The organism is Sphingobium sp. (assembly GCF_041987595.1).
Lineage (GTDB): Bacteria > Pseudomonadota > Alphaproteobacteria > Sphingomonadales > Sphingomonadaceae > Sphingobium.
Window position 1 is genome coordinate 1 of the sequence record NZ_JBHIWJ010000135.1, and the last position, 8,942, is coordinate 8,942.

At 63.1% G+C, this 8,942-nt stretch carries 7 protein-coding genes and 1 pseudogene; 2 read left to right on the top strand and 6 right to left on the bottom strand.

The window, feature by feature from the left end; genetic code table 11:
• The 6 genes and pseudogenes from ACFC3J_RS20785 to ACFC3J_RS20810 all read right to left on the bottom strand — a co-directional run.
• A pseudogene (locus tag ACFC3J_RS20785) lies at positions 1-280 on the bottom strand (hydrolase); the annotation flags it as partial.
• Between the two features lie 151 nt (positions 281-431).
• The gene (locus ACFC3J_RS20790; RefSeq protein WP_375197895.1) at positions 432-926 is read right to left on the bottom strand and encodes an Imm26 family immunity protein; all 495 of its coding nucleotides are present in this window, start codon (positions 924-926) and stop codon (positions 432-434) included.
• A 373-nt stretch (positions 927-1,299) separates the two neighbouring features.
• On the bottom strand, positions 1,300-2,661 hold the full coding sequence (locus ACFC3J_RS20795) for a methyl-accepting chemotaxis protein (RefSeq protein ID WP_375197901.1): 1,362 nt from the start codon (positions 2,659-2,661) through the stop codon (positions 1,300-1,302).
• Between the two features lie 96 nt (positions 2,662-2,757).
• Positions 2,758-3,672 carry a DMT family transporter gene (locus tag ACFC3J_RS20800; RefSeq protein WP_375197896.1) on the bottom strand — a complete coding sequence of 305 codons (915 nt, stop codon included), beginning with the start codon at positions 3,670-3,672 and terminating at the stop codon, positions 2,758-2,760.
• 80 nt (positions 3,673-3,752) lie between these two features.
• The gene (locus ACFC3J_RS20805; RefSeq protein WP_375197897.1) at positions 3,753-5,273 is read right to left on the bottom strand and encodes a fumarate hydratase; all 1,521 of its coding nucleotides are present in this window, start codon (positions 5,271-5,273) and stop codon (positions 3,753-3,755) included.
• A 92-nt stretch (positions 5,274-5,365) separates the two neighbouring features.
• Positions 5,366-6,013 carry a glutathione S-transferase family protein gene (locus ACFC3J_RS20810; protein ID WP_375197898.1) on the bottom strand — a complete coding sequence of 216 codons (648 nt, stop codon included), beginning with the start codon at positions 6,011-6,013 and terminating at the stop codon, positions 5,366-5,368.
• A 544-nt stretch (positions 6,014-6,557) separates the two neighbouring features.
• Between ACFC3J_RS20810 and ACFC3J_RS20815 the strand changes: the two genes are divergently transcribed.
• Both ACFC3J_RS20815 and ACFC3J_RS20820 read left to right on the top strand, forming a co-directional pair.
• Positions 6,558-8,522 carry a ribonucleoside-diphosphate reductase subunit alpha gene (locus ACFC3J_RS20815; RefSeq protein ID WP_375197899.1) on the top strand — a complete coding sequence of 655 codons (1,965 nt, stop codon included), beginning with the start codon at positions 6,558-6,560 and terminating at the stop codon, positions 8,520-8,522.
• A 64-nt stretch (positions 8,523-8,586) separates the two neighbouring features.
• Positions 8,587-8,942 (top strand): endonuclease domain-containing protein (locus ACFC3J_RS20820; protein WP_375197900.1); only part of this gene is annotated, 356 nt, incomplete at its 3' end.

An 8,942-nucleotide genomic window follows, 5' to 3' on the forward strand; every position in this document is an offset into this window, starting at 1 on the left:
GCTTCACCGCCACCGCATCGGGCCATTCCGGCCGGTCGTCCTGCCCGATCAGCCAGCGCGCGATGAAGCCGCGCCGGTTGCTGCCCGGCGGGGCGGGAAACTGGATCTCGCCATCGGGATTGAAGAAGCGGCGGCCGTCATAATGATGGCTGACCGGCCCTTCATAATAGATGCGGTCGAGGAAGGGCGGAACGATGGTGATCGCCAGACAGAGCGCCACCACCAGAAACAGCAGCGCAACCCCCGCGTTTTTCGCGATTTTCCCGATGATGCGGCCCATGCCGTCTCCCGCAATGATGACGGGGATGGACATAGCGCGGATCAGTGCGGCGGCAAGGGCTTAGGCGGATTGCCATTTATCCGTGGGGCGGGTCCTTGATGGGTGGGTAGCGGAACGTCTGTTATTAGCCCGCTACCGCCGAAAACCAGACTTAAGGTACGATAGCTTTTGCTGTTTCGACAGCATAGTCGGCTTTGAGATTGTCAAAGCGCGAGTGCCAATTTCCAATACCATGCATGGCCTTTAGAGCCGTTTCTAATCGAACGGGAGCAACCACCGTCCGAAGTCGCAACATGGCATCCTCCGATGATGTGGCCTTGCGGGTATATGATCGATCACGCGCCTCGATATACATCTCCGTACCTTGGCTGACTTTGAACCAAGGTTGGGGAATGGTGCCCAAATTATTTTGATAATTGCCGATAATGCGCCAATCTCCGCGATGCAGCTTGGCGTCGAGAGTAAGGACTGCAAGTTGGATCGCGGCTCCATCCACGGTTGCAACCGCGATATCGTCGTTCACGACCTTGTCAAAGACAACGATGTAGAGTTCACCCTTCCAGTCACCCACGATCTGTCCAAGGCCGTTGCGCCCTTGATCAATCGGAATGAGAAAAACATCGCCCAGCTTCACACGTTGCGGCATTTAACAGTCCGATCCGATGGCGTTAGCTGAGATGTTCTGGCCCAAGCTTCCAACGTCCGCAATCGGGCAAGAAAATTCTGCGGCGGAATGGCAAAAATTGGTCGCTTCCGGACTCAGGCCCTACCGTCCGACGACGGCCGAGATCGCTGGTTCAGGATCATGCGTGCCCCCATGGTCACAGCCGCCCGAAGAAAATATCCTATTTCTCCAACAGGAGGCGATTAAGCCTGTCCTATTTCGCACGGACGGGCCTATCCCGCGTCGCTCTTTGAAACGTCTGCCAGATCGCACCCCTGCATACGCGCGCCCGGGCACGCGCGCGTACACTGTGAACTTCGGCTCAAACTGACCGCCTGCCGCCCCTGAACCGCGCCTATCCCTGATCCTGATAGGCCATCTGCAAAATCCCCCAATGTCTGCCGCGAACGTGGATGGAGGCGATGACCTGCTTCAGCAGGATCACCTCGCCCTCGGCGGTCAGACGGCGATAGGCCTTGATGCAGAAGGGATCGGTGATCCTGCACTGCTCCCGCGTGTCGGGGAAATCGAAGATCACCCCCTGCCGCGAATGTTCCATGTTCCAAAGGTCGTCGCCCGGCCGCTGCGGATGGGATCGTTCGGGCATGGCCACCGCGCCGAAACTGTTGCGGTCGGTGAAGGTCATGCCGAACAGCCCGGCAAAGCGCCGCGCCTTTTCCTGCCAGACCCGCGCCGCCGGGATCAGCACCGGCTGGACCGGATGGCTATATTGGGGCGGCTGCGTGCCGGGGATCGGCGCGTAAAATTCGCTGAACAGCCCGGCTTCGGTCAGGCTGCCTTCCGTCAGCGCCTGCTCGATCGCCCCGCTCACTGCCTGCGCGGCGTCGAGGCAGAAGTCGATATAGGGCGAATCCGGAATGTCGACGCCGCTTTCCGCGACCAGTTGCAGCAACTGGTTGGTGTCGTCGCTGGCGGTGGAAATCCGCCCCGACAGCCTTTGCAGCCCGCCCGCATTGTCGGTCGACGTACTGGCCAGCGCCAGCAGCCCGGTCCTGATCTCGCCCGCCGAACCGACCATCGACGCGATCCGCTGCGCCACCGCCTCGCTGTTGCTGGACAGATCGCCCATCAGCGACCCCAGCCGCTCGACCAGCTGTTCGATATTCTTGGTGTCCGACAGGGCGGTGCGCGCCGTTTCCGCGCCGTGGGTGATGCCCTCCAGCATCTTGCCCGCTTCGCCGGTCAGCGCGCCGATCGACTGTTCGATGGTCTGGGTGGCCGACGCGGTTTCCTGCGCCAGCTTCTTCACCTCCGCCGCCACCACGGCAAAGCCGCGCCCGGCGTCGCCCGCCCGCGCCGCCTCTATCGTGGCGTTGAGCGCCAGCAAATTGGTCTGGCTGGCGATGCCGCTGATGACGCTGGTGACATGGGCGACGGTCTTGAGGGCTTCGCGGAAGCCATCCAGCTGCGCATGAACGCTGCCCACCCGTTCGATCAGGTCGACGAAATTGGCGTTGGCGTCCGACAGCTGCCGGCCCGAATCATGGATGATGCCGCGCGCCGCGACCGCCTTTTCCCGCGCATCCTGCCCGGCAAGCGACACGCTCTCGCCGTCCCGCGACAATTGCGCCGCAGCGCCGCTGATCGCCTCGATCGTGCGGGCCTGATGGGTGACGCGGCCAGCCAGTTCGCTGATGTCCGCCTGCAAATCGAGCGTGCGGATGCCCAGGTCGCCAGACAATTTGGCCACCTTCATCACCGCCTGCTCGACGTTCCGGTTTCTCGCCTGATTTTCCACGAGGATCGGGCTATCGGACGATGGTAAAAGAAGCGTTATCGATGCGCCCGGCCGTTACAGGGATCCCATCAGCGCCAGCACCACGCCGCTCGCCACCAGCATCAGCCCCATGATCTCGCTGCGCGCCATCCGCTCGCCGAGGTAGAAATGGCCAAAGCCCAGGGTGAAGGCGACCTCGATCTGTCCGACGATCCGCACCAGCGCGACCGGTGCGGTGGCAAAACCGCTGAACCAGCAGGCCGATCCCAGCGAGGACAGCAGCCCGACCTGCCCCGAAACGCGCCAGCTCTGAAAGACCCTGACCATCTGCTCGCGCTCGCGCAGCAGCACATAGCCGCCCTGCATCACCGTCTGCGCGCTCACCGTCGCCACCAGCACGACCAGCGCGGCGAGGATCGGATCAGGACCGCCCACCTGCTGCGTCGCGCGCCGGATGCCGATCGCGGTCAGCGCGAAGAAAAAGCCCGACGCGATGCCGGTGAGCGCCGCGGGCTGGCTAAGAGCGCGGAGGAAGTCCAGCGGTCCCATCCGCCTGCCCCCGGTCGACAGCAGCATGACCCCCATGACGCCGCAGCCGATCCCGGCCCAGGCCAGCGGGTGCAGCCGCTCCCCCATCAACAGGAAGGACAGGATGGCGCCCTGCACCGCCTCGGTCTTGGAATAGGCTGTGCCGACGACGAAATTGCGATGGGCGAAGGCCATGATCAGCAGGTTGGTGGCGATGATCTGCGCCAGCCCCCCGGCCAGGCAAAACAGAAGGAACGACGGATCGGGCGAGGGGAGGGGGCCGGGGAAAAGCAGCCGATATCCGCCCAGCAGCAGGATCGTGAAGGGCAGCCCGTAAAGATAGCGCACCAGTCCGGCGGCGTTGAGCGACAGGCTATGGCTTACGCGCCGCTGCACCGCCGTTCGCCAGGCCTGCACCCCGCCCGCCATCAATGTCGCGGGCAACCAGATCGGAAAGCTCATATCGATACTCGTGCCAACAAAAAAACGCGCCGCTCGAAGTCCGGGCGGCGCGTCCAAAATCCACGAAGGAAGGGAAGCGCTCATGCGCCTTCGAGCAGATGCTCCTTCCTGATCTTCTCCTGCCACACCAGCGGGGCGAGGCGGTGGACATTCTGGCCTTCGCTGTCGACGGCGACGGTGACCGGCATGTCCTGCACCTCGAACTCGTAAATGGCTCCCATGCCGAGATCCTCGAAGCCGACCACCTTGGCCGCCTTGATCGCGCGGGCCACCAGATAGGCTGCCCCGCCGACCGCCATGAGGTAAGCGCTCTTATGCTTCGCGATGCTGTCGGTCGCCGCCGGACCGCGCTCGGCCTTGCCGACGCAGGCGGCGAGGCCCTGTTCCAGCATCATGTCCATGAACTTGTCCATGCGGGTCGCGGTCGTCGGACCGGCCGGGCCGACCACTTCGTCGCGCACCGGATCGACCGGGCCGACATAATAGATGACGCGGCCCTTGAAATCGACCGGCAGTTCCTCGCCAGCGGCCAGCATGTCGGCGATCCGCTTGTGCGCGGCGTCGCGGCCGGTCAGCATCTTGCCGTTCAGCAGCAGGCGGTCGCCATGCTTCCAGCTCTGCACGACTTCGGGCGTCAGCGTATCGAGATCGACGCGGATCGCTTCCTTGCTCGGCTTCCAGTCGACCTGCGGCCATTCGGAGAGCTTGGGCGCCTCCAGATAGGCCGGGCCGGAGCCGTCCAGCGTGAAATGCGCGTGACGCGTCGCCGCGCAATTGGGGATCATCGCCACCGGCTTGCCCGCCGCATGGCAGGGATAGTCGTAGATCTTGACGTCCAGCACGGTCGCGAGGCCGCCCAGACCCTGCGCGCCGATGCCGAGCGCATTGACCTTGTCGAAAATCTCGATGCGCAGCTTCTCAATCTCATTCTGCGGGCCGCGCGCCTTGAGTTCGCCCATGTCGATAGGCTCCATCAGCGATTCCTTGGCCAGCGCCACGGCCTTTTCCGCCGTGCCGCCAATGCCGATGCCCAGCATGCCCGGCGGGCACCAGCCGGCACCCATTTGCGGCACCATTTCCAGCACCCAGTCGACGATGGAATCGCTGGGGTTCATCATCTTGAACTTGGTCTTGTTCTCGGAGCCGCCGCCCTTGGCCGCGACGTCGACGGTCACCTTGTTGCCCGGCACCATCTCGACATTCAGCACGCAGGGCGTGTTGTCCTTGGTGTTGACGCGGCTGAAGGCGGGGTCCTTCAGGATCGAGGCGCGCAGGCGGTTTTCCGGGTTCAGATAAGCCTTGCGCACGCCCTCGTCGACGACCTCCTGCATCGAGCGGCTGTTGTCGTCCAGCCGGCACTCCATGCCCCATTTGATGAAGACGTTGACGATGCCGGTGTCCTGACAGATCGGGCGATGCCCTTCGGCGCACATGCGGCTGTTGGTCAGGATCTGGGCGATGGCGTCCTTGGCCGCCGGATTGGCTTCGGCGTCATAGGCTTTGCCCAGCGCGCGGATATAGTCCATCGGATGATAATAGCTGATGAACTGGAGCGCGTCGGCAACGCTCTCGATCAGATCGGCGGTCTTGATGACGGTCATCTACCCTGGTTCCCATATTTGCGGCCCGCCCTGCACGGCGGGTCCATGCAGGCGGGGCTATAGGCCTTTGGCGGCCCGAGTCCAGATGGCGTTCACCCATTGGCAAAGGGGAACATATGCCACACCGGCTCCTTTTCCCGCAGCACCCGTGCGAAGCTCTCCCGCGCCTCTACCCGCTCCATATAGGCGGAGAGCGCTGGAAAGCCGCGGCGCATCGGCTCAATCCTGTCCGCGTAAAAGAGCGAAGGGGCCGCCGCGCAGTCTGCCAGCGTGAACTCTTCTCCCGCCGCCCAGCGCCGCGCCCTCATCCGCTCCTCAAGCACCGCATAGGCTTTCTTCAGCGTCGCCCGCGCCTGATCGGCGCCGTAGGGATCGCGCGGCACCCCTTCGGGCCGAATCCGGTCGCCGACCAGCGCCTGTACCGGAGTCATTACATAATTGTCGAACAGCCGGTCCATCAGCCGCACCTCCAGCGCCGCCCCCTCATCCTGAGGGATCGGCCGGAACGGGCCGGGGCAATGCTGCCCCAGATATTCGATGATGATGCTGGCCTCCGCCACGGTGTTCCCCCGCGCCTCATCGCGCAGCAGTGGGAACTTGCCGAGCGGCCATAGCGTCAGCCATGCTTGGGCCGTGGCCGGATCGTCCAGCATCTTCGGCTCGAACATGATGGCATTTTCGTAAAGGGCGATCAGCACCTTCCAGCAATAGGATGAGAGCGGGTGATAATAGAGAATCATCGCGGGGCACCTCTCGGACGGTCGTACAGGCCCTGACGATGCGCGCGGGGCCGGATGACGGCACCTCAACCGCGCAGGCGGGGAGATGCAGCACCATATCTTGTCACTGATCCCTGTCCACGCTTGCGGACTGAATCGGCGAATCCCGCAATCGCTTGGCAAGCCAAATTTATTTTGCGCGCGCAATTGTCCTCTTGCGTTTTTTGGACGCTAGGGAATTCCATGCGTCGCTGCGACGCACCGTTGCGAACCATCGATGAAATGAGTCGGTGCAGCGGCGAACCGAGTCCCCGAACTGTCATTTACCCCCTTGCAAGCAAATGCGGCTGTGGCACTATCCCTTGTATCGGGTTAACGGGGGTTACCCAACAGATTGTGATCGCGCCAACCGGGCTGGTTCCTGGAGGGAGGGAGTTTTTGCCCTTGCGATCGGTTCTGCTGGCCCCATCTCCGTGTCTGACCGGGTCGAAAATGCTAAGTTCTTTCGGCTTGGCCGGCAACGGCTTGACCGAATCGAACGAAACAGGAACATTCGGGGGCTGGTATGGATTTTCGAGACAGCGAACAGGTGAGTGCAAGCGACGTGGCAACCGTGATTGACGAAGTGGTCGAAACCGTGACGGACAAGAAAGAGGCTCCGCAGCCCAAGGCTGATGCCGTTCCCGGCCCGGACCCGATTTCTTCGCCGCCCCTGACTTCGTCCAGCGTGCAGGAGCGCCGCTTCCATGTCGTGACCGACGCCAGCCGCGACGCGCTGCTGACCGAATTCGGCAAGGAAACGCTTCGGGACCGCTATCTGCTGCCCGGCGAAAGCTATCAGGACCTGTTCGCCCGCGTCGCGGCCGCCTATGCCGACGACGCCGATCATGCCCAGCGCGTCTATGACTATATTTCGCGCCTCTGGTTCATGCCCGCCACGCCCGTCCTGTCGAACGGCGGCACCGGCCGCGGCCTGCCGATCAGCTGCTATCTCAACAGCGTCGACGACAGCCTGGAGGGCATCGTCAACACCTGGAACGAGAATGTCTGGCTCGCCTCGCGCGGCGGCGGCATCGGCACCTATTGGGGCAATGTGCGCGGCATTGGCGAGCCGGTGGGCCTCAACGGCAAGACCAGCGGCATCATCCCCTTCGTCCGGGTGATGGACTCGCTGACCCTCGCCATTTCGCAGGGGTCGCTGCGCCGCGGTTCGGCCGCCTGCTATCTCGACATCTCTCACCCGGAGATCGAGGAGTTTCTCGAAATCCGCAAGACGTCCGGCGACTTCAACCGCAAGGCGCTGAACCTGCACCACGGCGTCCTCCTGACCGACGAGTTCATGGAGGCGATGCGCGACGGCAAGGAATTCGCCCTGCGCAGCCCCAAGGACGGCTCGGTGCGCGGCAGCGTCAACGCCCGCGCCCTGTTCCAGAAGCTGGTGGAGGTCCGCCTCGCCACCGGCGAGCCTTACATCGTCTTCAACGACACCGTGAACCGCACGATGCCCAAGCATCACCGCGATCTGGGCCTCAAGGTATCGACCTCGAACCTTTGCTCCGAAATCACTTTGCCGACGGGTCGCGACCATCTCGGCAATGACCGCACGGCCGTCTGCTGTCTCTCCTCGCTCAATCTCGAAACATGGGATGAGTGGAAGGACGACAGGCAGTTTGTCGAGGATGTCATGCGCTTCCTCGACAATGTGCTGCAGGACTATATCGACCGCGCGCCGCCGGAAATGGCGCGGGCGAAATATAGTGCGAGCCGTGAACGGTCGGTGGGCCTGGGGGTGATGGGGTTCCACTCCTTCCTCCAGGCCCGGGGCCTTCCCTTCGAGGGTGCGATGGCCAAGTCGTGGAACCTGCGCATCTTCAAGCATATCAGCGAAAAGGCGGCCGAAGCGTCGATGCAGCTGGCGGTCGAGCGCGGACCGTGCCCGGACGCAGCCGACATGGGCGTGATGGAGCGTTTCAGCTGCAAGATGGCGATCGCGCCCACCGCGTCGATCAGCATCATCTGCGGCGGCACATCTGCCTGCATCGAGCCGATCCCGGCGAACATCTACACCCACAAGACGCTGTCCGGCAGCTTTGCGGTCAAGAACCCCTATCTGGAAAAGCTGCTGGTCGAAAAGGCGAAGGACTCGACCGCCGTCTGGAACTCGATCCTCGAAAAGGGCGGCTCGGTCCAGCATCTCGACTTCCTCAGCCAGGAAGAAAAAGACACGTTCAAGACCAGCTTCGAAATCGACCAGCGCTGGCTGCTCGAACTGGCCGCCGACCGCACCCCCTATATCGATCAGGCGCAGTCGCTGAACCTGTTCATCCCGGCCGACGTGGAAAAATGGGACCTGCTCATGCTCCACTATCGGGCATGGGAACTGGGCATCAAGTCGCTCTACTATCTGCGTTCCAAGTCGGTCCAGCGCGCCGGCTTCGCAGGCGGGGTGGAAGCGGACAACACGATTGACGCCCCGAAATTCGAAATCGGCGAGACCACCGACTATGACGAGTGCCTCGCCTGCCAGTAACCCGATAATTTCCTCTCCCCTTGTGGGAGAGGAAGGGGCCCGCGCGGCGCAGCCGCGTGGGAAGGTGAGGGGTAAGGCCCCAAACCCGACGATCGCCCGCGCGAGGGAACTTCGCCGCAACGCTGCCGACGCAGAGAAACTTCTATGGAAGCTCCTCCGCGAAAAGCTGCCCAGCGCAAAATTCCGCCGCCAGGTCCCGATCGGCCCCTATTTCGCAGATTTCGCCTCCCATGCCGCCCGCCAGGTCATCGAACTGGACGGTGGCCAGCATGATGAGGCGGCAGACGCGCACCGCACCGCTTTCCTCGAATGGGAAGGCTATCGCGTGATCCGCTTCTGGAACCATGATGTGATGCGTAATTCCGAAGCTGTGCTGGCGACCATCGCCACCGCCTTGAACACACACCCAACCCCCCCAAA